Here is a 24,723-nt window from a genome sequence, read left to right as displayed (position 1 = left end):
TTCAGGAGGAATGGGTATGACAAAAAGAATGGGATTTTTAGTAAGGACTTTCATGGTCTCAATCGTACTGCTGGTTGGCTGCAGTAATGGTGATACAGCAAAAAAGGAGTCAACCGATACAGAAAAAAAGATCGTGTATGCCACTTCGAAAGATATTAACGATATGAACCCTCATTTTTATTCCGGCTCCATGCCGGCACAAGGGATGGTGTACGAATCGTTAGTAGAAAATACGGAGGATGGGATCAAGCCATTGTTAGCTGAATCTTGGGAAGTTTCCGCCGATGGAAAAGTGTACACGTTTCACTTGAGAAAAAACGTGACGTTCCATGATGGAGAGCCGTTTCATGCGGAAGCAGTGAAAAAGAATATAGAAGCAGTGCAAAGCAATGCAAGCAAACATTCATGGATCAAGCTATCCACAAAGATACTGGATTGCCATGTACTCGATGAGTTTACGGTTGAACTGGTCTTATCCGAACCGTATTACCCGACGCTGCTCGAATTGTCGATGACGAGACCTTATGTATTCATCTCGCCTAAAAATTTTGTGAACGGGGGAACCAAGGATGGCGTTAATGGTTATAACGGAACGGGCCCCTATAAGCTCACTGAGCATAAAGGCGATCAGTATGCCGAATTTGAAGCGAATGAAAATTACTGGGGCGGCGCGCCCAAAGTGAAAAAAATCATAGCCAAAGTACTGCCCGCCGGAGAAACTACGTTCTTGGCACTGCAAAAGGGAGAAGTCAACTTTGTATTTACGGATGATCGAGGCACGAATAGTCTCGATGTAAACGCCATGAATCAATTCGTTGAATCAGGTAAACACCAAATGATTCGCAGTCAACCAATGAACACAGGCATAATTGTCGCTAATAGTAGCAAAAACGAGAGCCCTGTACATGAAAGGGCTGTGCGCAAAGCGTTTTGGCATGCGATTGACAGAGAGACCATCAGTAAACAAATATTTGAAGGTACTGAACAACCAGCCTATACGCTTTTCTCTTCGAATGTGAATTACGCCAACGTGGAAGTAGAGAAGCGAGGATACGATTTGGAAAAAGCGAGGAAGATTTTGGAGGAGGCAGGCTGGGACATCGGGAATGCGGGCGAAATCAGAACGAAAAACGGAAAGCCATTAGCCATGAAGCTTTATTATGATGTAAATTCGTCCTCTCAAAAAACGCAGGCTGAATTGATTCAAAATACCGTAAAAAGGATTGGGGTTCATCTGGAGATTATTGGCGAGGAGTCTTCTTCGATTGCGAACAGAAGGTCTACAGGTGACTACGACCTTCTTTTCAATCAAACGTGGGGACTCGCGTATGATCCGCAGAGCACAATCGCTGCTTTTACTTCCAAGTCTTCCTATTACCATACGACAAGAGGCATTGAGCGAGCTGATGAGCTCTATAAAAAAATAGAAGAAGTCATGGTGTCGACTGATGAGGAACAGAGAAAATCGTTATATACCGATATTTTGACCATTGTCCATGAGGAAGCCGTGTTTATTCCGATTACGAATGGAAGAGTCACGATCTTGGCTCCCAAAAACCTGCAGGGAATTTCGTTTAAGCAAACGCAATTCGAGCTTCCATTTGAGCGGATGTACTTTGAATAAATACACAAAAGGAGCTTGCTATGGGCAGTTATATCACTAAAAGGTTACTCCTATCGATTCCTTTGGTCCTGATCATATCGTTTGTAACGTTTGCCTTCATTCATCTATCTCCTTTAGACCCCGCCGAAGTGGTGCTGCATTCGCAAGGCATACCCCAAATAACGGATGAGTTACTTGCGCAAACAAGAGCGAAACTGGGGATGGACCAACCCTTTCTGACTCGTTACTTAAACTGGGTTGTCTCATGCTTGCAGCTAGATTTTGGAGATTCATATATAACGGGGAAACCTGTGTGGTCTATGCTAGGACCAGCCTTTCTCCATACTGTAAAGCTGACGTTGGTTTCGACATTTTCCATTGTTCTACTGTCCATCGCATTGGGGGTGGCATGCGCATGGAAAGCGGGCAAATGGGTGGACAAATCAGTCAGAGGTGTTTCGTTTTTCCTGACATCGATGCCGTCCTATTGGCTCGCAGCTCTGCTGATCTGGTATTTTTCCGTCAAGCTGGATTTGCTTCCGACAAGCGGAATGGAGTCGTACAAAAGCTATATCTTGCCCGTTGCTGTGATTACAATCAGCTATGCTGGCATCTATTTTCGAATCATCCGAAGTGCCATGTTAAGCAACATGAATGAAGACTATGTTCTCTACGCAAGGGCATGCGGCTTACCGGAAAAAAAGATCACGATACACATTCTCAGAAATTCATTGCAAGTGGCGATTTCCGTATTTTGCATGGCGATTCCTATTATTTTGGGAAGCACAGTCGTCGTAGAAAACATCTTCGCTTGGCCGGGACTGGGAACGCTAAGCGTTAAATCCATTTTAAGCAGGGATTTCCCGATCATCCAAGCCTATGTCCTTGTGTTGGCAGTCGTCTTTATTCTGTTCAACACCGTTTCTGACATCATTAATGTGGCATTGAACCCCAAACTAAGGGATGGTCTCTAGATGAAGCGATTACAAAATGTGTGGAAAGACAAGGTCGCTGTCCTATCCTTATCGATTATCACGGTCACAACGGTGGCTGGGATATTTGCGCCTTTCGTTGCACCGAATGATCCCGAAGAAGTACATATGGAGCTTCGATTTGCATCCGCATCATGGGAATATCTTTTGGGCAACGACCACCTTGGGCGATGCGTTTTATCCAGACTCATTTACGGTATTCGTCCCAGCATGCTCTGGGTCTTCGTTGCGCTGCTCCTATCCGTATCGATTGGGTCGATTGTAGGCTTTCTTGCGGGGTACTTTCGTGGAAAAACAGATGCTTTCTTGATGCGCGTTTGTGATGTGATCCTTTCTTTTCCGGGATATGTCATGACCCTGGCGATCATCGGCATTTTGGGCGTAGGTTTTGAAAGTTTGATCATCGCCTTTGTATTGATGAAGTGGGCGTGGTTTGCTCGAATCATCAGATCATCAGTCATGCAATATGCGGAATCCGATTATGTAAAATTCGCAAAGGCGATCGGCGCAAGCAATATGGCAATCATGATCAGACACATTGTTCCGGTTGCATTGCCCGACATTGCCGTCATTTCAAGCAGCTCCTTCGGTTCGATGATTTTGCAAATATCGGGTTTTTCCTTCCTCGGTTTAGGTATTCAAGCACCGGAAGCAGAGTGGGGCATGATGTTAAATGAAGCGAGAGACGTCATGTTTTCACGCCCGGAATTCATGCTAGCTCCCGGTTTGACCATCGTGATCGTTGTATCGGCCATTAACTACTTGTCTGATGCACTTCAAGTGGCTTTAGATCCCAAATTAATGACTTCTAAACATAAGCAGCAAGGATTAGAAGCAGCCTCTGCCGTTAAGCTCGAAGGAAAGGGGGTGGCATAAACGAATGACGAACATTTTAGAGGTAAAAAACTTGAAAATCTGGGACAGTCGAAACGATCGAGTGATTGTTCCAAATAGTTCATTCTATGTGAAGCAGGGAAGCTGCCTGGCCATTGTAGGAGAAAGCGGAAGCGGGAAGTCGGTGACTTGCAAGGCCATCATGAAATTAAATAAAGCCGGGATTCGCCAATCGGGAGACATTCTGTTACGAGGAGAAAACCTCATGGAGCTCTCAGAACAGAGGATGAGGAAAAAGAGAGGGAAACAGCTTTGCATGATTTTGCAGAATGGCATGCGTGCCTTTGATCCCTCGTGCGTAGTGGGCGTTCATCTAAAAGAGACGCTTATGGAACATTTTGGATGGGGCCGTGACGAAATTATAGCCAAAATGAAAAATGCCATGGAAAGCGTCATGCTGAAAGACCCGATAGAGGTGATGAATAAGTATCCCCACCAGTTGTCGGGTGGAACGCTGCAGCGAGTCATGATTGCGCTCGCCATCGTACTGGAGCCTGACATTCTAATTGCTGATGAACCCACGACAGCACTCGATACCCTCTCGCAGTTCGAAGTCATAGAACAGTTCCTGCAATTGCGTGAACGAATGGGCTGCTCCATGATCTTCATTTCTCATGATTTAGGGATTGTCAAATTAATAGCAGATGAAGTTCTCGTCATGAAAGAAGGAGAAATCGTTGAAAACGGGACGACTCAGGCCATCTTCTCTGAACCGCAGCATACATATACCCGTTACTTACTCTCCTCGAAGCTGGCGATGAATCAACATTTTAAGAGAGTCATGGGAGGAGTTAATGTTGCTGAGCGTTGAGAGCGTGGAGAAATCATATCGAAAAGGCGGATTGTTCTCAAAGGAAAGAGAGCATGTGTTGAAAAACATTAGCTTCGAATGCAAGCTTGGCGAGTGTCTTGGCATCATTGGAGAAAGTGGAAGTGGTAAATCAACGCTAGGACGATTGCTATTGGGGATTGAAAAGCCTGATCGAGGTAGCATCTTGTTTGAGGGCAAAAAAGTAGAGGACCGAAAAGTGAGAACAGGGAACCTAAGCGCTGTGTTTCAAGATTACACTTCCTCTATCAATCCATTTTATACGGTTGAGGAGGCCATTCTGGAGCCTTTACAAATGAAAAGAAAGGCACGGGAAGAGGCTCTAAGCGAGATTGACCATTTATTATATCAAGTGGGGTTGGATCCTTCCTATCGAAAAAAATATCCGCATGAGCTATCAGGCGGAGAGGTTCAGCGGGTATGCATAGCGAGAGCCGTTTCAACCGAACCAAAATGCATCCTATTCGATGAAGCAATCAGTTCCTTGGACGGCTCTGTGCAAATGCAAGTACTTGAATTACTGAAGAACTTGAGAAAACGTTACGACATGGGCTATATCTTCATTACCCATGATATACAGGCTGCGGCCTATATTTGCGACAGAATCATGGTCTTACGAAATGGTGAAATTGAAGAGATCGTGGAGGTTGAACAATTAAAAGATGTTCAGTCCACATATACGAAGAAACTGCTGCAGATGATTATTGCTTAAAGCAATTGGCAATGAGATTGAGCAGAGGATCAGAGGAAGGAGCAAGGGCTATGAGAGGGGCTCTGTCTTGGCCATTTTTGCGATTATACATCTTGACTCTTTTGTATTTTAGCGCGAACTCCATTCTGAATGTCATCATTCCCTTGAAGGGTGCAGAGTTGGGTGCGACCAATACAACAATCGGAGTCGTTATGGGAGCTTATCTGTTTACAACCATGTTTTTTCGGCCATGGGCAGGCCAAATTATCCAAAAACATGGACCAATCAAAGTGCTCCGCACGATTCTTATTTTCAATGGAGCGGCGCTCATTTTATATACGTTCACTGAATTAGAGGGCTTTATCGTTGCCCGTATTCTGCAAGGGGTGTGTACCGCTTTTTTCTCCATGGCATTACAGTTAGGGATTATTGATGCGTTACCGGACAAGGATCGTTCACAGGGGATTTCCATGTATTCCTTATGTGCTTATTTGCCTGGTATTCTTGGTCCACTGCTCGCTTTAGGCATCTGGCAAGCCGGGGATAGCCATTCTTTTACAGTCGCCATGGTCACCATTGCGATCCTGACAGGAGTGGTGGGCTATAGTGCCAAAATGGACAAAAAAGTGGCCGAGCCAGTCCAGGGTCAGATCGAACAGGGAGCAACTATGTTTGGCTCTGTAAGCCAATTAGTCAAAAACCCGCATTTATGTAAATGCAGTGTCTTGATGCTGGCGGCATCCATTATATTTGGAGCGGTGACTACCTTTATCCCGCTGTACGCTGTACAAATCAAATATGGCAATGCAGGAATTTACCTCATGCTTCAGGCAGGCACCGTCGTAATATCGCGGTTTGTATTGAGAAAGAAAATCCCGTCAGATGGCAAGTGGCGTTCGTCTTTTATGATGGGAATTATGCTTACTCTTGCAGCAGCGACGTTAAGTGTAAGCTTTTCTAACCTGGGTGGAGCAGTCTTTTTATACGTAGGCGCCATATTAATGGGAATTGCTCAAGCCCTCCTTTATCCTACGTTAACAACCTATTTAACCTTTGTTCTGCCGAAGACGGATCGCAACGTGTTAATCGGGTTATTCATAGCGATGGCCGATCTCGGTGTTTCTCTGGGAGGAGTCATCATGGGGCCAGTCGCGGATTATTTCTCCTATTCCTTTATGTATATGATTTGCGCAATCTTGGGCGTGACGATGATCATTTTTGCCTATGAACGAGGCAAAACTTCTGTTGGGTTACAATAAGAGATACGATTTTCTAGGAAAATGTTAAGACGTTACTGACATGCTGGTGTCAGTAACGTTTTTTTGTTATTTCATCTGCAGCTCGGATTGTCTTCCAATTAAAATGCAGTATCAATTTGGTCATCATGTAGCGTTGCATAAGATAGGGGAAGGTACCTATTTGAAAGGTGCTCCCCGTCTCTTACGATTGGATTATAGAAGAAATACGATAAGTATGGAGGACCTATGATGGATCAATGTCCCACTTTTTTTGAACGCTATCGCGATGAAGGTAAGGCGATGGATAACGGTTATCTGAAGCAAATCTTCGACCACTTGCAGGACGGGATCATTCTCATGGATCAGGAACGAAAAATTATGGTGATGAATCCATCCGCAGAGAAAATGACCGGTTGGAAACGAGGAGAAAAGGTGCCATTCTGCTCCTACTGCCAAAACAGAGAGCTGGAACCGGGAGAAGAACGATGTTATTTGCTCGCCAAACGGGAGGTTCCCTATTTTCTTTCTGCGATGCCCACGTATGAAGGGCGGTACGTCGACATGGAGATGAGCACGGCGGTCATCTATGAAAATGGTGAACATAACATGCAGGATGTCCTTTTAGTCTTGAAAGATATGACGGTCAAGAAAAAAGAAGAGGAGGTCAGAATCTCCAAGCAGGTGCTGCAAAAAACGCTAGAAGCCCAGGAAAACGAACATAAGCGCTTGGCCCAGGAGCTGCACGACGGCGTAGGACAATCCTTGTATTCCGTTTCGGTAGGCATTCAGGCGATTCAAGCGCGCCTCAACAAGGAAGGGCATTTCCGGGAATTCATGCAAGAGATCGTGAATGAGCTGGAAAAAGCGATACAAGACGTCAAGCTCTATTCTCTACAGCTGCGTCCACATAGTCTCGATCAATTGGGGCTGATTCCTACCGTACGGCATCTTGTTTCTAGCTTGAACAAAACACATCAGGATGTTTCCATTACCTTTTCCTACAGCAATGTTAGCGATCATTTTCAGCCAATCTTGGAAATTAATTTGTACCGTGTGATCCAAGAAGCCTTACATAATGCACTGAAATACGCGAAGGCGACACTCATTGAAGTCATCTTGTACAAGGAAGACGACCTACTGACTTTACTCATTCAGGACAACGGAATCGGATTTGTTCGCGATCAGGTTCAGGTTGGTCTGGGTCTCAAACATATGGAAGAACGAGTGGATCACATGGAGGGGACTCTTCAGATTCACTCCGTGCTCCACGAAGGTACATCGATCAAGGTAACGGTAGTGGGGAAGGAGGGAGAGCAGAGTGATACGAGTGCTTTTGGTTGATGATCACACGATGATTCGGAAGGGATTGCGTGTGCTTCTCGAAAGTTACTCTCAAATTAAAATTGTCGGAGAGAGTCATACAGGGAACGATGCCATCCTTAAAGCCAATCAGTTGGAACCCGATGTGGTACTGATGGATTTGTCATTGCCGAATGGGCTGGATGGGTTTTCAGCGAGCAATGAGATTCGCAAGTCGAATCCTTTCGTGAAAATCGTCATATTGACCATGCATGACGAGGAGATTTTTGTCCAGAAGGCTATTACCGTAGGAGCCCATGGGTACATTTTAAAAAACAGCCATGGTGAGCTGCTGTTTCAAGCCATTGTGGAGGTCTACAAAGGAAAGCGCTTTTACAAGACTTCCGTATCGCAAGAGATCATCCATCTATGGCTGAAATCGGATGCTAAGACGATGCCTTCTGTTTTAACGCTACGTGAAAAGGAGCTTGTCAGACTCATTGTGCTTGGCTATACCAATAAGGAAATGGCAGACAAGCTGTTAATCAGTGTCAAAACTGTGGAGAACCACAAAACGAATATCATGCAGAAACTAGGACTGGATTCCAAGCATCAATTGATCCAATACGCCATAAAAAATAGATATCTCGATCTGGCATTTTGATCGCATAGATCAAAAAGTAGGGGACTTCCCCTATATGGAAAAAATGACAGAGGAATAAACTGAATAGAGAGACTACACCTCATGAACCATCATCGTACGATTGAAAACGATATCGTCGTCGAAGGAGGAACTATGGCAAAACAAGTTCATTATGCGGTTGTCATCGTGGGAGCAGGCTCAGCCGGTATCTCTGTTGCTGCTCGTATGGTCCGAGCTTCCAAACGGCTCAAGGGACAAGTCGCCATCATCGACCCCGCGTCCAAGCATTATTATCAGCCATTGTGGACATTAGTCGGAGGGGGTGCCGCGAAAAAGGAGGAATCCGAGCGTGAACTTTCCTCTCTGATTCCCGCAGGCGTCGACTGGATTTGCGATGCGGTCACCATGTTTCAACCGGAACAACACACGCTTCATACGAAACAGGGAACCATCCTCTCCTATGACTATCTCGTTGTAGCTGCTGGTCTGCAAATAGATTGGGAGGGGGTAAAGGGCCTGAAAGATGCCGTAGGCAAGAATGGTGTTTGCAGCAACTACGCTTACCAAACAGTAGAAAGTACATGGGAAGCTATCCGGAGTTTTAAAGGCGGCACTGCCATTTTTACGCACCCGAACTCACCCGTAAAGTGCGGCGGAGCCCCTCAGAAAATCATGTATCTGGCCGATGATTACTTTCGCAAGTTACATGTTCGCAACCAGTCAGAGATCGTTTTTGCATCGGCGAAGGGAAGTATTTTTGACGTTCCCACGTATGCAAATACCCTCAATGACGTCATTCGTCGCAAGAACATCGAAACCAGATACAAGCATAACCTAATGGAAGTGCGGGCGGATACCAAAGAAGCCGTATTTGAGAATCTGGACACCAAAGAGCAGCACGTATGGAAGTATGACATGCTTCATGTGACCCCTCCCATGAAAGCACCTGATTTCATTGCAAACAGCGCATTGGCAGACGCAGGAGGCTGGGTCGATGTCGATCCATTTACGCTTGCGCACAAAAGATTCCCTACTATTTTCGGCATAGGCGATTGCGCGAATCTTCCCACGTCTAAAACCGGAGCTGCTATTCGCAAACAGGCGCCAGTCGTCGAGAAAAACCTGCTCGCACTGATCAATGGTAATCCATTGACTGCCAAGTACGACGGGTATACATCCTGCCCACTCGTTACGGGGTACAACAAACTGGTGCTGGCTGAATTTGATTACAACCTAATGCCGTGTGAAACCTTTCCTTTTGACCAATCTGAAGAGAGATTCAGTATGTACCTGATGAAAAGAGAGCTGCTTCCCATCCTTTATTGGAATGGCATGCTAAAAGGATTGATGTAAGGCAGTCTTTGAAAGAGAGGGGGAGAGCAACATTTTGAATGACAGGAAGGAACAGAGAAGCTCTGACATGTTTTTAGAGGATTTATCTGATCCAGAAGTTCAGGAAGCGATCACTATATTGATCCGAAAGCTCCCGAAGATAAAAGATACGATCCTGGCAGCCGAAGAGGGACTTGAAGTAGCCACATCGATCTTGCGCGATCAGGAATCACTACGGTATTTGTTCGAGCGAGTAGATGGTCAACTGTCCCGTTTCTTTGTGGAAAAAGAATCGATAGACGCCCTGTTTACTTTGCTTGATAAGATGCCAAAGCTCGTTAAGTATGTCAGCGTTCTCGAACAAGCTGCTGATTTTTTGGAAAGTCTCGGAAAGGATAAGCAATCGCAGCAATACTTGCTCAACGGTATGAAAACGTACATGGCTCCTGTGTCCGCGAAAGTGGAGCATGGAATGGCTGTCTTCCAAGAAGCAAAAGGAAGAGCCGAACATAATAGCGAACCCGTTTCCGTGTTCACTCTTTACAAGCTCATGAAGGATCCCACCGTCCAAAAGACACTTCGCTTTACCCAATCGCTGCTCGAAGTACTCGCGGAAAAATCAAACAAATAATAGAGGTGTAAAAGGAGGAATGCACGATGTTGTTACGTTACTTTTATGATGAAAAACTGGCCCATGCATCTTATCTGATCGGCTGCCAAAAAACTGGAGAGGCGATTGTGATCGATCCCGCCCGCAATCTGGCTCCTTATTTTCAAGTCGCCAAAGCAGAGGGGGTTTCCATTGTAGCGGCCACCGAAACCCACATTCACGCTGATTTTGTTTCTGGTGCCAGGGAACTGGGCGCAGCTTATCAGGCGAAGCTGTTTTTATCCAATGAGGGCGATGAAGATTGGAAGTATCAATACTTGGATGGTTTGAATCATCAACTTGTACACGATGGGGATCGCTTTTTTATCGGGAACTTGCTATTTGAAGTCATGCATACCCCTGGCCATACACCCGAAAGTATCTCCTTCCTTTTGACAGACCTCGGGGGGAATGCAGATCGCCCAATCGGAATCTTCACGGGAGATTTCGTCTTTGTCGGCGATATCGGAAGACCGGACTTGCTCGAAAAAGCAGCGGGAATGGAGGGTACGTCCGAGTCAGGTGCAAGAGCCATGTTCCAGTCCCTCCAAAAATTCAAGCAACTGCCGGATTATATGCAGGTATGGCCAGCTCATGGCGCAGGAAGTGCTTGCGGCAAAGCACTGGGGGCCGTGCCGTCTTCTACCGTTGGTTATGAAAAGCTGTTCAACTGGGCGCTGTCACACGCCAGTGAAGAGGAATTCGTCAAGGTACTCCTGGATGGACAACCAGAGCCACCAACGTATTTTGCAGTGATGAAACGCGTGAATAAGGAAGGCCCTGCCTTGCTTAAGGAACTCCCTGTTGTTCAAGAGTTCAACTCGTTTGAACAGGTAAAGGAATCGCTGGAAAACGGACAGATTATTGATACGCGTCCTTTTCAGAAATTTGCGAAGGGGCATCTGGCGGGAACACTTCACATTCCTTTTAACAAGTCATTTGCCAACTGGGCGGGCTGGATTGTCGATTACGATCGCCCGGTTCACATCCTGGCCACCCCAGATGATAGGGACGGGATTTTGCAAGCCTTGCATTCCGTAGGGATTGATTATGTCACAGGCTTTATCGACAGTGGCAAGTTAATGGAAATGGAAATGTCTTCGCTCGAGACAATCGCAGAGGTAACACCTTTGGAGATTGCAGAACGGGTGGAAAAGGGAGAAGTACACGTAGTAGATGTACGGAATCTGGCTGAGTGGAAGGAAGGACACATTCCGGATGCACAGCACATCATGCTCGGTACGCTCGCCAAGCGGCTGGATGAGATTCCTCTCGATAAGCCGCTTCTCGTACAGTGCCGTTCCGGTGCCCGATCCGCTATTGGCGCAAGCATTCTAAAAGCAAACGGATTCAAGGATGTCATGAATTTGAGCGGCGGAATCTTGAAATGGCAACTAGACGGCTTAGCAATCGTAGAACGAGGATAAAACGAAGCGAGGTATTGCAAAGGGTGAGCGTATGACTATCGACCTTGTGATCACACTGTTTGTTATCGGTTTCGCGGGATCATTTATCTCTGGTCTCGTCGGAATCGGGGGCTCCATCATCAAGTATCCGATGCTTCTGTACATTCCGCCCGCCCTTGGATTCGTTGCTTACACAGCTCACGAAGTATCCGGAATAAGTGCAGTCCAAGTATTTTTTGCCACCCTAGCTGCTGTTTGGACTCTGCGCAAAGATAAGCTTATTCATTACCAGCTCGTTGTGTATATGGGAAGTGCCATTATTGTCGGGAGCTTACTTGGAGGGTATGGAGGAAAATTTCTTTCGGCAGATGCTATCAATATCGTTTACGCCATCTTGGCCACCATTGCTGTAATCTTGATGTTTCTGCCAAAAAAGCGGATGGACGGACGTGAACAGACCGAGGTTATCTTTCATAAACCAACAGCCGTATTATCCGCTTTGATTGTCGGAGGCGCCTCCGGAATTGTCGGGGCAGCTGGCGCTTTTATTTTGGTTCCCATCATGTTGACCATCCTCAAGATTCCGACAAGAGTTACGATTGCTTCATCTCTTGCCATCACTTTTCTCTCTTCCATCGGTTCGACGATAGGGAAATGGATGGCGGGGGACATATTGCTGTGGCCATCCGTGATCATGGTAATCGCCAGCATCATGGCAGCGCCACTCGGTACGAAGGTCAGCAAACGTTTGGGCACCCGGATTCTCCAGACCATTCTTGCCTTGTTGATCCTAGCTACCACAATTAAGATTTGGGCTGACATCCTTATATCCACACGTGTGTGAAGATTTACTTTTTCCATAAATTATAAAGAAAAATCAATTGTCATTGAACAGCATTGACATATCCGAGTAAAATGATAAGATAAAAAAGAATTTTACAGTGAAATTAAATTTCATAGAACATTCTTATCGAGAGTGGTGGAGGGGCTGGCCCGATGAAACCCGGCAACCTTGGTCTTATTGACCTTACGGTGCTAATTCCTGCGGAGTTATTCTGCGAGATGAGAAGGTGGGAACCGTGCAATCGCCCCTCTTCTTTTCGGAGAGGGGTTTTCTATATTTACAATCCTTAGTATTCATATCTTTTTACTGTGTGTTATGTAAAGGAGGAAACAACTTGCTTCATTATGCGGTCAAGCGTGGCCTTCTCATGATCGTTACGCTGTGGATCATTGTCACGGTGACGTTTGTGACCATGCACCTGATTCCGGGTGACCCGTTCGCGTCTGACGCCAAAATGCTTCCAGAAGAAGTGGTAAAGAACATGCGGGCGGAGTACAACCTGGATCAGCCAATCACGGTACAGTACCTGCTCTATCTGAAAGGATTGCTGCAATTTGACTTGGGGCCCTCTATCCAGTCAAAGACAAGGGATGTGAACACGTTGATTGCAGAAGGATTTCCCGCATCGGCTGTTCTGGGATTCCAGTCGTTTATTGTCGCGCTAGCAGGTGGAATCACACTGGGAATCGTAGCGGCACTCTATCACAATCGAACGCTGGATTTCTTGTCTATGTTTGCAGCCATCATCGGGATCTCCGTCCCCAGTTTTATTCTGGCGCCACTGTTGATCAAGTACTTGGCGGTCAAATGGGAGCTGTTTCCCGTTGCTGCGTGGGGGAGCTGGGAACACTCAATTCTTCCAACGCTTGCGCTCGCTATCGGTCCGCTCGCCATTATCGCTCGTTTCGTACGAGCCAGCATGCTTGAGGTTTGGCAACAGGAATACATAAGCACAGCGGAGGCGAAAGGGCTTGGCACCTTTTCCATTGTCGTTAGACACGGGATGCGCAATGCCATATTGCCGGTTCTTACCTTTATCGGTCCGCTGTTTGCCAACCTGATGACCGGAACCTTTGTGGTGGAAAAGATTTTTGCCATTCCCGGGCTCGGCAAATACTTCGTGGAAAGTATTTTTAACCGCGATTACCCTGTTATTTTGGGCACCACAGTATTTTACAGCTTTGTCCTCATTTTTACTTTGTACATCATCGACCTGCTGTATCGGGTGATTGACCCGCGCATCAGATTGACGAGTGGAGGGAAGTAGCGTTATGGCCAATCAGGCAACTCAACTGGATTCGCTGTTTCGACCAGTAGACCGAACCCGGCTATCCGAGGAAATTCGGGAACGTCCCAGTCTTGGGTATTGGCAGGAGGTATTGCAGCGAGTATTCCGTAACAAGCTGGCAATGCTCGGGTTCTTCCTTCTCTTGGCAGTGGTGACCCTCTCGATTATCGGGCCGATGCTCGTTCCCCACAGCTCGCATGAACAGTCATTAACGAAGGGAAATCTGCCACTGTCGGGCGAGCACTGGTTTGGAACGGATGACTTGGGTCGGGACATGTGGGCACGTACCTGGGTAGGCGGTCAAATCTCTTTATTTATTGGTGTGGCGGCAGCTGCTATCGACCTAGTGATCGGTGTATGCATCGGCGGGATATCCGGTTATATGGCAGGGAGGAACAACCTGGGCGACCGTGTGGACAACATCCTGATGCGATTGGCTGAAATTCTGTACAGCATTCCGTATCTCCTGGTGGTAATCCTGCTGATGGTGGTTCTGGAGCCTGGACTCGCAACGATCATTATTGCCCTTTCACTAACCGGCTGGGTCGGCATGGCCCGTCTGGTCAGAGGACAAATCATGCAGATCAAGCGTCAGGAGTTTGTGCTGGCTGCAGAAAAGCTGGGTACCTCTCATGCCAAAATCATCATGAAACATCTGTTGCCGAATACGATCGGCGTCATCATCGTGAACTTGACCTTTACGATACCACATGCGATTTTCGCAGAATCGTTTCTCAGTTTTCTTGGGCTGGGAGTGCAGGCACCAACCGCCAGCTGGGGAACCATGGCCAACGACGCGCTGGCGGTTATGCTGAGCGGACAGTGGTGGCGGCTGTTTTTTCCGGGATTCATGATTTCCCTTACCATGTTCGCGTGCAACGCGCTAGGGGACGGTTTGCAGGACGCACTGGACCCGCGGATCAGGAAATGAGGAGGAGTACATCGTGAAGCCATTGTTGGAAGTAGATCAGTTGCGCGTCTCCTTTCGCACGTACGGTGGAGAGGTGCAGGCGGTAAGAGGGGTTTCCTTTTCTGTGAAGGAGGGGGAGACATTGGCAATTGTCGGAGAAAGCGGCTGCGGAAAAAGTGTGACCGCCCGGGCATTGATGGGAATGATTCCTCCGCGATCCGGTCAGGTAAAAGGCGGCAGCATTCGGTTTCGCGGGCGTGAACTGACTGGGCTGACGAAGCTGGAATGGCAGCAGGTTCGCGGGTCGCAGATCGGTATGATCTTCCAAGACCCGATGACCTCGCTGAATCCAACGATGAAAATCGGCCAGCAGATTGCGGAAGGCCTGATCAAACATCGAAAGCAGACGAAGACAGAAGCAAAGGAAGAGACGCTGAAACTGCTTGCAAGGGTAGGCATTCCGGAGGCGGCGAGGCGATTTGAGCAGTATCCTCACGAACTAAGCGGAGGCATGCGGCAGCGTGTCGGAATCGCCATGGCGCTGGCCTGCCAACCGCAGTTGGTTATCGCTGACGAACCGACGACGGCGCTCGACGTGACCATTCAGGCACAGATCCTTCGTCTGATGAAAGAGTTGCAGGAACAATTGAACACGTCGATCATTTTGATCACCCATGATCTGGGCGTCGTCGCAGAGGTGGCCGACCATGTAGCGGTCATGTACGCAGGCGTAGTGGTGGAAAGCGGCCCGGTGGGAGAGATCTTTGACAATCCACGCCATCCCTACACACAAGGGCTATTGCAGTCTGTGCCACGTCTCGATGCAGGTAAAAAAGAGCGGCTGATCCCCATCGAAGGGACACCGCCGGATCTGTTTCGTCCGCCTGCCGGTTGCCCGTTCGTTGCCCGTTGCCGGTCTGCCATGGAAATTTGCCTGGAGCATATGCCGCAAGCGAATTCGTTTTTCAATCAGCATGAGGCAAGCTGCTGGCTGAACGACCCGCGTGCCATGAGAACAGAAGCGTGGATGATGGCAGGGAGGGAGACACATGATTGACAACATTGTTGGGGTGGAGAATCTCGCTAAATCGTTTGAGATTGGCGGGGGACAACAGGTAAGAGCTGTTGATCGAGTCTCTTTTGAAATCAGACGAGGGGAGACGCTCGGAATCGTTGGGGAAAGCGGCTGCGGCAAGTCTACCCTGGGCAGGACTATCGTGGGCCTGTACCCAGCTAGTGCGGGGCGCATCCTGTTTCAAGGCAAAGACATCGCCAGGATGGATAGACGTGAGCGACGGGAAGCAAACCGCCACATGCAGCTGATCTTCCAAGATCCGCAAGCCTCACTCAATCCGCGTTTACGAGTGGGCGACATTATCGCAGAAGGAATCGACTCCTATGGATTGGCAAAAGGAAAAGAGCGAGAAGAACGCGTCTATCGGCTGCTGGAGCTAGTAGGATTGCACCCAAGCCACGCAAAACGCTTTCCGCATGAATTCAGCGGCGGACAGCGGCAGCGTATCGGCATCGCCCGCGTGCTTGCGGTGGAGCCTAGTTTTATCGTGGCAGATGAGTCCATTTCTGCACTGGATGTGTCCATCCAAGCGCAAATCGTCAATCTTTTAGCCGATCTTCAGGCAGAGCGGTCTATCACCTATCTGTTTATCGCCCATGACCTGTCGATGGTGAAGCACATCAGCGACCGGATCGGCGTGATGTACTTGGGACAGATGATGGAGCTGGCACCGAGCGAGCAGTTGTTTGCCACACCGCTGCATCCGTACACGCAGGCCTTGATCTCGGCTATGCCGGTTTCCCATCCAGCCCAGCGCGCCGAGCGGGAGCAGATAGTACTGACGGGAGAACCGCCCAGCCCCATTCATCCGCCAAGTGGTTGCCCGTTTCGCACCAGATGTCCGGTTGCACAAGGTGTTTGTGCCGAAACAGCGCCGGTCTGGAAGGAGGTGAGGCACGGACACTGGATCGCTTGCCATCTTGTACAGTAGATAGAGGAGAACAAGGAGGAAATCATAATGAAAAAGGGATTACTCGCTATTGCCGCATTGCTGGTGCTCGTTGTGCCTGCGCTTTCTGCGTGCGGCAGCAATAAACAGGTTGCGTCTTCCGAACAACAGACGGGAGCAGCCGTCAAACAAGTCATTACCACTAACCTGCGGGGCGAACCGTACACATTAGACCCGGCATTCGCTTCCGATACCACTTCGTACTGGGTGATAGACCATCTGTATGAAGGATTGTACCGTTACAGCGAAAATGGAGACATCAGCGAAGGCGCAGCAGAAAAGGTGGACGTCTCCCCGGACGGAAAAACCTACACGTTTACCCTGCGCCCCGAAATGAAATGGTCGAACGGCGATCCGTTAACGGCACATGACTACGAATACTCCTGGAAGCGCGTGCTGAATCCACAGACCGCCGCCTATGAACCATCCGCACTCTACTACATACAAGGCGCGGAGGCATACAACACGGGCAAAGGCAGCGTGGATGACGTTCAGATCAAGGCAAAGGATGACCGAACACTCATCGTCGGACTGAAAGACCCGATCACCTATTTCCCGAAAATCATGATGAGTCGCGCCTATCTGCCGGTGAACAAGAAAGTCGTGGATCCAGACAAAAACTGGGCGGCCGAAGCGAAAGGCATCGTGACCAATGGCCCGTACACTGTAGAGAGCTGGGACCACAACAGTCAGCTGACAATCGCCAAAAGCCAGAGCTATTGGGAGAAAGAAAAAGTAACGATGGACACCGTCCACTTCAAGATGGTAAACGAAGCAACCACCTACTACCAGATGTTCAAAACAGGAGCGCTTGATCTGATTGACTCGCTGCCGATCGACGTGATTGAGCAGGAAAAAGAAAAAGAAGAGTACAAATCATTCCCGGACTACAGCATTTATACGTACACGTTCAACGTAGAGGAAAAGCCGTTTACTAATGCAAAAATTCGTCAGGCCTTTTCCTACGCGATCGACCGGGATATCCTGACGAAAAACGTGACCAAGGGAGGCCAGCTCCCGGCGTACGGTTATACGCCATTCGGGGTGAAAACTCCTTCGGGCAAGGACTTCCGAGAAGAAGTGGCACCTTACTATCAGTTTGATCCAGCCAAGGCGAAGCAACTTCTAGCTGAAGGCTTGAAGGAAGAAGGCTGGACAGAGCTTCCTCCAATTACACTGAAATACAGCACTGCGGAAAACCACAAGAAGATCGCCGAAGCGCTGCAAGAAATGTTCAAACAATGCCTGGGCGTCCAAGTGAAGCTGGAAAATCAGGAGTGGAAAACGTACATCGATACGTTCAAGCAGAAAAACTTCCAGATGGCCCGCATGGGTTGGGGCGGCGATTACCTAGATCCGCTCGCGATGCTGGAGCTGTACACAGGGAAAAGCTCCCGCAACTTCACCAACTGGGCCAATCCGAAGTTTGACGAGCTGATCGAAAAAGCGAAGGTCGAACAAAACGAGGAAGTACGCATGAAGCTTTTGCACGACGCTGAAACCATTTTGATACAGGACATGCCCGTCATCCCGGTTTATTTCAATAACGAAAACTACCTCAACAGCAAAAAGATCGAAGGCATCCGCTTTAGTGTAACCGGGACACCGGACCTGCGCTGGGCGAAAAGAGTCGCAGAGTAACGTAATCTACTAAAACAAGGAGCAGCTTGCCTAATGCAACTGCTCCTTGTTTTATGGACTCAATAATAGCTTTATTACGAAAGTCGTTTCCCAAATGATGAAAGTATCCTAAAATATAGAAGAACGGAGGAGATATGACGACCTATCAAAAGTGAAATCGGCAGATAATTATCAGACTATACTGAACTCTAAGGCAAAGGGGTATAAAACAAATGACAATAACCATGGATTCAAAAGAGTTCATCAATCGCCGTCAAAAACTCGCAGAAAACATGCCTGATCACAGCGTGCTTGTACTATTTTCAGGTGTTGTCAAGACACGCAGCCATGACGATAAATATCCGTTTACCCCGAACCGCAACTTCTATTATCTAACTGGCATTGCGCGCAGTAACCTCATTCTCATGATCACGAAACGCGCTGGCATCGTGACCGAAACGTTATTTCTTCAGCGCCCAAATGAACTGGAAGCGAAATGGACAGGGGCAGTTTTATCGGATCAAGAGGCGAAGGAGCAGTCTGGTATCGAACACTTCGACTATCTCGATGAGTGGCTAGAGTCATTTGGAACCTTTATGAGGCGCTGCGAAGGCAAGTACTCCCTCTATCTTGACTTGTATCGCTATCTGTGGAGCGATGAGGTGACCCCTGCAGAGACTTTTGCCGAAGACGCGCAGAAGAAATACCGGAACCTGCAGATTCACGATGCGGGACTATGGCTGAAAGAACTGCGCAAGGTGAAGAGCCCGGCTGAGATCGAAGAAATTAGACGGGCGATTGCGATCACAGATGAAGCAATCCGACGCATGTGGTTGCATGCACGTCCTGGAATCATGGAATATGAGCTAGAGGCGCACTATGATTTCGCGTTGAAATCGCATGGTGTTCGCGAGTTTCCTTATTTACCCATTATTGCTAGTGGGATCAATGCTACTATCTTGCACTATGAAGCAAATAATCAGCGTTCGGAAGATGGTGACTTGGTCCTCCTCGACCTCGGTGCAACATCGAACTACTATGCGGCTGATATTTCGCGAACGTTTCCCGTGAACGGTCGCTTTACAGAGCGTCAGAAAGCGATCTATCAACTCGTACTCGAAGCAGAAATCAAGACCATCGAAGCAGTGAAGCCTGGTGTCACACTTCCACAACTAAATGATGTCACGAAACATGTCTTGACAGATGGCCTGCTACGTCTCGGTCTCATCCAAGAGAGCAGTGAGCTGTCCAAATACTATTATCATCCCGTGTCTCATCACCTTGGACTGGATACGCACGATATCCCGGATTACAATGTTGCTTTGCAACCTGGTATGGTAATCACGATTGAACCAGGTCTGTACATAGAGGAAGAAGCGATTGGCATTCGGATTGAAGATAATGTGTTAGTAACAGAAGACGGCTGCGAGGTGCTCTCATCTCAGATCCCGAAGGAAATCGAAGAAGTGGAATTGTTGATCGGGAAAAAGGAATAGGGAACGCTTGGAGCAAATGAGTTCATCCATTACGGTCACTAGCTTCAATTCCGAACTCTCGTAGTTTCCAATTTAAGGTACTTCCCACAGTCCCAAGAATCTGTGCAGCCGCACACGCTCACATGCAAATAACCATAGCAATCTCTGTTATGGTTATTTGCATGTGAACATCCTCTTACAAAAACGATTAAAATGATAAAGAAATATTTCGTGCACCTTCCATAATAAATGATTTGATTGTAAAATAAAGGAAAAATAAGAGGGTGATCCATTATGGGGGGACTGCTAGGGACAATGCACCAGTCGCTGCGGTCAGAAATCGAACAACATCGGCGAGCGCGCGGTTATACGTTGAGCAAACTAGGGGATCTAACTGGAATTAATCCGGGAACATTGAGCGAGATTCTAAATGGAAACCCGCCTCGGGCTATCACCATTGGTCAATTAGACGCACTTGCTGCCGTGTTTGACTACGAGCCTGGCTGGTTGTATGAATTATACCCCGATGAATGTTTATATGAAGGGAAAATCTCGCGCCCCCGATTGATACCATACTTAATTCGAAGCGCCGAGAATGGACGAAAGGATTGCATGGAAGCAGTTGCCTCCCAATTGCTTGAGAATCCCAAAAATATCTCCATCCTTTTTACTGTGGCAGAGCAATTATACGAGGATGGGAAACTGGGAAAGGCGGTGCCATTCTATGAGTACGTAATTGAGAACGAGAAAGATAGCTACTCTACCCAGTTTGTGATAAGTCACTACCGGTTATTTCAGGCAATACTCGGGACAAATGCTGATGAAAATGAGAAGGCTGTTATTCGCTTTTCCCCATATCGAAAGCGATTACCAGAAACGGATCAATTAGACGCTTTACTTAATTTGGCTAAGGTTTGTTTCACTTTGCAAAAATGGAGTGAAGCGGAAACTTATGCAGATGAGCTAAGAGTGCTTTCCAAAATTATCTATCAAGATGAGCTGCAAAAACGTAGAAAAAATCGAGAGGCAGAGTTGATAAAAACAGAACGTCCGCTCGTCTACTACTATGGAATGGGTTATTTATATAAAGGCTTGGTCCTACAGATGCAAGGCGGTTATTCCCAATCCAAAGAATATGTACAAACATACGCCGATCTACATTGGTTTGAACTTCTTGACGATGAAGGGAGAAGAATCGTTGAGCGGTTTGCAGTCTTTGCGAAGGCGAATTGTTACACACTGGAAGTATTAATGGGGAATGAAGAAATCATTAAGGAATATACCGACTATCTAGCGGAACAGCCTGCTGAAATACTTCCGGGCCTCGTTACGATTATGGAAGCTGCTAATAAATATCATTTTTGCGTGGATGAAGTTTTATTACGTCTCTCTAAAGATATTGCTAGATTTCATGAACGAACATTGTTGGTTAATATGGTTCAGCACCTCCAATATCGATATCAAAAAGCAAAATATGATTTTACAAAGGGACGCATTGAAAGTGGACTCAATGAAACCCTACACTGTTTAGTTCAATCGGATTTGATGAATCGCCATTATGATGCTCTGCAATGTGTGCAGTTATTTGAAAAATATCGCCATCTTGCCTCGCCATCACACATTCTCCAATATCAAGCCATTGTAATTGGAGAGAAGAAGGCCGAAGCTACATTTATAAACTAGTTGTAGGATGATGTATCAACAATCACTAAAAAGATGATAAGTAGAGAGGATGAAAAAGAATGAAATATGTATTCCTAGCAGTTCTTCTAACGTTTGGGTTGAGCAGTGGCATCGTTTACGAACCCCAAAAGTCTGGCACACCACACGTTATTAATTATCAGCATGGTGCAGATTTTTAGAAAGAGTTGATAAGACAAACAAAAAACATCCTTTCGATAGGATGTTTTTTTCTATTCAATTTTTTCTTAGTCGGTGAATTCTTGCATATTCATTTATAGTTATTAATGTCATATTTTGTAAATCATAGGAGGTGCTTAACATAAAGGCTACCGCAAGTTCATTAGAAAGGGACGTTCTTGTGCACCCAGGAACATCCCCGAAAAGCAAGAGTAAGATCTGGGGCGCGGGAATAGAAGCAAGTCGCCACCACTTAGATCTAGAAGCAAGCATCGAACAACTACGACAGCAAATGATTGAATTGGCAGGAAAACATGGACTTTCAAGTGACGTAGTTTTGGGTGTAAGCCAGCAATTGGACAAATATATTGTAATGGCGCAAAACAACCATAAAGCGGATAGCATCTGGTGAAGGATTCACTATCGGCCTACTAAAAATGACTACAAAAGAGGAACCCTTAAGATAAATGGGTTCTTTTTTACATTCATTTTTACCGCTGGGTGGATGCTGATTGCTACCGAAGAACCACCGCAGGATGAAAAATCCAGTGCGGTGGTTCTTTTTTTCTCTCGTCTCTCATGCCATCATTATAGACGGGGGCGATGAAGGATGTTCCAGGATTTCAAGCTTGTTGGTGACCGTCCAGTCGCGATACAAGTGAAAGAATACGTCAAACGTTTAATAATCAAAGGCGCGCTTCAGGCGGATCAAAAGCTGCCCTCCACACGGGAAATGAGCAGTCTGCTAAAGCTGAGTCGCAATTCGGTGATTGCAGCCTATGAAGGCCTAGAGGATGACGGATTTGCGTATGCGATTCCCGGCAAAGGCAGCTATGTTACCGCTATGGAGGGCCATTTGGCTGTGGATAAAGGAGGAGCTGATGGCTCCGACTCCTGGCAGATCGACTGGAAGGCACGAATGAACGAATATGCTGTATCCGCTGCAGAGCTGGACATGATGAAGCAGGGCATTCGCGCCAAAAAAGGAACTATTTCGTTCACAAGCATCGCGCCGGATGAGCAGTTGTTTGATCTGGGGGATGTAAGGCGAGCCTTTATGGATCGGATGGCAATCGAAGGGCAAGTGCTGCTCAATTATGGGTATGCCAAGGGCTACAAGCCACTGATCGATTACTTGATGCGTTATATGGAGAATAAGGGCGTCGATGTAAGCGGCAAGGATATGCTGATTACAAGCGGGTTTACAGAAGGTTTTGACATAGTACTGTCGGCACTGCGCCCTTCTACTCGCCGTGGGGCAGCCATTTGTGAAAATCCGACCCACCATACAGCAATCAAGAATTTGAAGCTGCATGGATTTGAGATTACCGGCATTCCGATGGAGAGTGATGGTATAGATGTGGAGCAGCTCGAGGCAGTTTTGCACAAGCAGACAAACAGCTTCGATCTGGCCTATTTGACTCCTTCCTATCACAATCCGACAGGCATAGTCATGTCGCCAGCGAAGCGCAGTGCCGTTATGAAATTACTGATGCGCTTTCAGATTCCGGTGATCGAGGATGGATTCAATGAAGAGCTGCGCTACTCAGGAGCGCATGTTGCGCCATTAATCGCCACAGCAGGAAAAGGGAACGGAGTCATCTATATTGGTAGCTTCTCCAAGGTACTGTTCCCTGGATTACGAGTGGGCTGGGTGCTTGGAGACAGCGCACTGATCGACAACCTCGAAAGCATTAAGCGTGCACGCACCATTCATACATCTACCATCGATCAATCGATCTTATATCAATATTTGCTGAACGGAAACTTTGATAAATATGTAAAAAAAGCCCGCATGGAATATAAGCGCAAATATGAGCTGACGAAGGCATCCTGTGAAGCACATCTCCCTCTGGCGCAGCTGTCTGGCGATGGAGGCTTGCATTTGTTTCTTACCTTTCCGTCAGGCGTAAATACACGCGAGCTGCTAGAAGCTTGCACAGAACACGGTGTCATTTTTACACCGGGGGACAAATTTTTTATTCAAGAAGGAACAGGGACGAATACGTTGCGACTTGGTTTTTCACGAGTAACGGATGAAAATATCGAGCGGGGGATTCAGATCATCGGCAAACAGGCGCGTCGCTTTCTTGAGACATAACGATTACAAACCGCACAACCATTTGAAAAAAATGAGGTGTCATCATGAAGATAGGCGTTATTATGGGTGGTATTTCTTCTGAGCGTGAGGTTTCTCTGAAGACTGGCCAAGAGATGATCAATCATTTGGATCGCAGTCGCTATGAGGCAGTTCCCATTGTCGTTACGCACAGAGCGGATTTAATCACACAGGTTCAGCAGGCAGGCATCGATTTCGCGCTATTGGCGCTACATGGCCAATATGGCGAGGATGGCACGGTACAGGGAGCGCTGGAGACACTGGGTATTCCATATACAGGAAGCGGTGTCCTGGCAAGCAGCCTATGTATGAATAAGCAACTGTCCAAAATGCTGCTGAAGGAGGCAGGCATTCAAACGCCTGCAGGGCTTTATTGGAAGGACGTTTATGATCCTCAGGCGGTAGAGCAATTGAGTTACCCGGTGATTGTGAAGCCGAATACGGGAGGATCCAGCATCGGTGTCCAGCTCGTGCATTATGAGAAGGAGCTGCTGTCGGCTGTTCAGGAAGCCAGCCATTTGGATCAGGGGATCTTGATTGAGCCCTATTTGAAAGGGACGGAGATTACCTGCGCGATTCTGGATGGCGAGGTACTACCGATTATCGGCATTCGTTCCGCGCATTCAGAGTGGTTCGACTACCGAGCGAAATATGAGGACGGCTGTGCGGAGGAGAATGTGATTGAGTTTCCTCCCGTTATTCAGCAGCGTGTGCGCGAGGCGGCGATTGCTAGCTATCGACTGCTGCAGTGCAAGGTCTATGCAAGGGTCGATATGATTTTGTGTCAGGATATGCCTTACGTGCTAGAAGTAAACACCTTACCGGGGATGACCGCCAACAGCCTGTTTCCAAAGAGTGCAGCTGCAGCAGGTATGACCTTTTCACAGTTGCTGGACCGTATTATTGCGAGCTCGCTCCATGAACGGAAACAGGAATGGGGGGAACAATGCTAACGGATAAGATCTATACAAGTGTCTAACGGAAGAGAAACCCTACATGTAGTGGGG

At 47.3% G+C, this 24,723-nt stretch carries 22 protein-coding genes and 1 riboswitch; all 22 genes read left to right on the top strand.

All coding sequences use genetic code 11. The annotated features are described in order from the left end of the window. Nucleotides 1–16: 16 nt before the first annotated feature. The 22 genes from cntA to C7R92_RS13490 all read left to right on the top strand — a co-directional run bounded on the left by cntA (nt 17) and on the right by C7R92_RS13490 (nt 24,669). A complete protein-coding gene (gene cntA / locus C7R92_RS13595; RefSeq protein WP_106834629.1) occupies nt 17–1,624 on the top strand; it encodes a staphylopine-dependent metal ABC transporter substrate-binding lipoprotein in 1,608 nt (535 codons plus the stop codon). Nucleotides 1,625–1,644: 20 nt separating this feature from the next. Further along, on the top strand, nt 1,645–2,577 hold the full coding sequence (opp1B, locus tag C7R92_RS13590; protein ID WP_106834628.1) for a nickel/cobalt ABC transporter permease: 933 nt from the start codon (nt 1,645–1,647) through the stop codon (nt 2,575–2,577). Further along, on the top strand, nt 2,578–3,471 hold the full coding sequence (gene cntC / locus C7R92_RS13585) for a staphylopine uptake ABC transporter permease subunit CntC (RefSeq protein WP_106834627.1): 894 nt from the start codon (nt 2,578–2,580) through the stop codon (nt 3,469–3,471). Nucleotides 3,472–3,475: 4 nt separating this feature from the next. Beyond that, complete coding sequence (cntD, locus tag C7R92_RS13580) at nt 3,476–4,300, top strand: staphylopine uptake ABC transporter ATP-binding protein CntD (protein ID WP_106834626.1); 825 nt, start codon at nt 3,476–3,478, stop codon at nt 4,298–4,300. Beyond that, nucleotides 4,287–5,030, top strand: coding sequence for an ABC transporter ATP-binding protein (locus C7R92_RS13575; RefSeq protein ID WP_106834637.1), 744 nt, complete (start codon nt 4,287–4,289; stop codon nt 5,028–5,030). The genes cntD and C7R92_RS13575 overlap by 14 nt, the downstream gene beginning before the upstream one ends. 50 nt (nt 5,031–5,080) lie before the next feature. After that, entirely contained in the window at nt 5,081–6,268 is a 1,188-nt protein-coding gene (cntE, locus tag C7R92_RS13570; protein WP_106834625.1) for a staphylopine family metallophore export MFS transporter CntE, read from the top strand. 225 nt (nt 6,269–6,493) lie between these two features. Continuing rightward, nucleotides 6,494–7,588 (top strand): PAS domain-containing sensor histidine kinase, encoded by a 1,095-nt coding sequence (locus C7R92_RS13565; protein WP_412678995.1) that lies wholly within the window; start codon nt 6,494–6,496, stop codon nt 7,586–7,588. Next, the gene (locus C7R92_RS13560) at nt 7,566–8,210 is read left to right on the top strand and encodes a response regulator (protein ID WP_017248503.1); all 645 of its coding nucleotides are present in this window, start codon (nt 7,566–7,568) and stop codon (nt 8,208–8,210) included. Before C7R92_RS13565 ends, C7R92_RS13560 begins: the two co-directional genes overlap by 23 nt. A gap of 132 nt (nt 8,211–8,342) precedes the next feature. Then, nucleotides 8,343–9,542, top strand: a complete 1,200-nt coding sequence (locus C7R92_RS13555; RefSeq protein ID WP_106834636.1) for an FAD/NAD(P)-binding oxidoreductase — start codon at nt 8,343–8,345, stop codon at nt 9,540–9,542. 34 nt (nt 9,543–9,576) lie between these two features. Beyond that, nucleotides 9,577–10,152 carry a DUF1641 domain-containing protein gene (locus tag C7R92_RS13550; protein ID WP_106834623.1) on the top strand — a complete coding sequence of 192 codons (576 nt, stop codon included), beginning with the start codon at nt 9,577–9,579 and terminating at the stop codon, nt 10,150–10,152. Nucleotides 10,153–10,178: 26 nt separating this feature from the next. Beyond that, on the top strand, nt 10,179–11,597 hold the full coding sequence (locus tag C7R92_RS13545) for an MBL fold metallo-hydrolase (protein WP_106834622.1): 1,419 nt from the start codon (nt 10,179–10,181) through the stop codon (nt 11,595–11,597). Between the two features lie 31 nt (nt 11,598–11,628). Next, nucleotides 11,629–12,420, top strand: coding sequence for a sulfite exporter TauE/SafE family protein (locus C7R92_RS13540; RefSeq protein ID WP_106834621.1), 792 nt, complete (start codon nt 11,629–11,631; stop codon nt 12,418–12,420). 120 nt (nt 12,421–12,540) lie between these two features. Next, nucleotides 12,541–12,645, top strand: a riboswitch (SAM riboswitch). A gap of 109 nt (nt 12,646–12,754) precedes the next feature. Further along, nucleotides 12,755–13,687: an ABC transporter permease gene (locus C7R92_RS13535; protein WP_106834620.1), complete on the top strand. Its 933-nt coding sequence runs from the start codon at nt 12,755–12,757 to the stop codon at nt 13,685–13,687. Nucleotides 13,688–13,691: 4 nt separating this feature from the next. Then, nucleotides 13,692–14,639: an ABC transporter permease gene (locus tag C7R92_RS13530; protein WP_106834619.1), complete on the top strand. Its 948-nt coding sequence runs from the start codon at nt 13,692–13,694 to the stop codon at nt 14,637–14,639. 13 nt (nt 14,640–14,652) lie between these two features. Beyond that, nucleotides 14,653–15,675, top strand: a complete 1,023-nt coding sequence (locus C7R92_RS13525; protein ID WP_106834618.1) for an ABC transporter ATP-binding protein — start codon at nt 14,653–14,655, stop codon at nt 15,673–15,675. Beyond that, on the top strand, nt 15,668–16,624 hold the full coding sequence (locus tag C7R92_RS13520; RefSeq protein ID WP_106834617.1) for an ABC transporter ATP-binding protein: 957 nt from the start codon (nt 15,668–15,670) through the stop codon (nt 16,622–16,624). The genes C7R92_RS13525 and C7R92_RS13520 overlap by 8 nt, the downstream gene beginning before the upstream one ends. A 27-nt stretch (nt 16,625–16,651) precedes the next feature. Beyond that, on the top strand, nt 16,652–18,283 hold the full coding sequence (locus tag C7R92_RS13515) for a peptide ABC transporter substrate-binding protein (RefSeq protein ID WP_106834616.1): 1,632 nt from the start codon (nt 16,652–16,654) through the stop codon (nt 18,281–18,283). Nucleotides 18,284–18,495: 212 nt separating this feature from the next. Next, nucleotides 18,496–19,758 carry an aminopeptidase P family protein gene (locus C7R92_RS13510; RefSeq protein ID WP_106834615.1) on the top strand — a complete coding sequence of 421 codons (1,263 nt, stop codon included), beginning with the start codon at nt 18,496–18,498 and terminating at the stop codon, nt 19,756–19,758. A 273-nt stretch (nt 19,759–20,031) separates the two neighbouring features. Beyond that, nucleotides 20,032–21,420, top strand: a complete 1,389-nt coding sequence (locus tag C7R92_RS13505; protein ID WP_106834614.1) for a helix-turn-helix domain-containing protein — start codon at nt 20,032–20,034, stop codon at nt 21,418–21,420. A 358-nt stretch (nt 21,421–21,778) separates the two neighbouring features. Then, on the top strand, nt 21,779–22,009 hold the full coding sequence (locus C7R92_RS13500; protein ID WP_106834613.1) for an aspartyl-phosphate phosphatase Spo0E family protein: 231 nt from the start codon (nt 21,779–21,781) through the stop codon (nt 22,007–22,009). A gap of 198 nt (nt 22,010–22,207) precedes the next feature. Beyond that, the gene (locus tag C7R92_RS13495) at nt 22,208–23,698 is read left to right on the top strand and encodes an aminotransferase-like domain-containing protein (RefSeq protein ID WP_106834612.1); all 1,491 of its coding nucleotides are present in this window, start codon (nt 22,208–22,210) and stop codon (nt 23,696–23,698) included. A gap of 44 nt (nt 23,699–23,742) precedes the next feature. Next, a complete protein-coding gene (locus C7R92_RS13490; RefSeq protein ID WP_106834611.1) occupies nt 23,743–24,669 on the top strand; it encodes a D-alanine--D-alanine ligase in 927 nt (308 codons plus the stop codon). The last annotated feature ends 54 nt before the right edge of the window (nt 24,670–24,723 follow it).

Source organism: Brevibacillus porteri (genome assembly GCF_003013475.1).
In the GTDB taxonomy this organism is placed as follows: domain Bacteria; phylum Bacillota; class Bacilli; order Brevibacillales; family Brevibacillaceae; genus Brevibacillus; species Brevibacillus porteri.
Note: the sequence above shows the minus strand (reverse complement) of the source record. Positions and strands in the feature narration are given on the sequence as shown.